Genomic DNA, 209 nt, shown 5'->3' on the forward strand with positions numbered 1-209 from the left:
CGGGTGTCACGGCGGGCGTGGTGGAGCAGCATGAGGGCGAGCAGCCCTGCCACCTCGGGGTGGTCGATCGCGGCGGCGAGTTGCCGGGTGAGCCGGATGGCCTCGGCGGCGAGGTCGACGTCGCCGCAGTAGCCCTCGTTGAAGACCAGGTAGAGGACGCGCAGCACGGTGGCGACGTCGCCGGGCTGGTCGAACCGCACGGCGGAGAT

At 72.2% G+C, this 209-nt stretch carries 1 protein-coding gene; it reads right to left on the bottom strand.

The features are described from left to right. Positions 1-209, bottom strand: a 209-nt coding sequence (locus ACNAW0_RS31030) for a DUF6596 domain-containing protein (protein ID WP_416291582.1), incomplete at both ends; no start/stop codon positions are given.

The organism is Micromonospora sp. SL1-18 (assembly GCF_047921505.1).
Taxonomy (GTDB): domain Bacteria; phylum Actinomycetota; class Actinomycetes; order Mycobacteriales; family Micromonosporaceae; genus Micromonospora.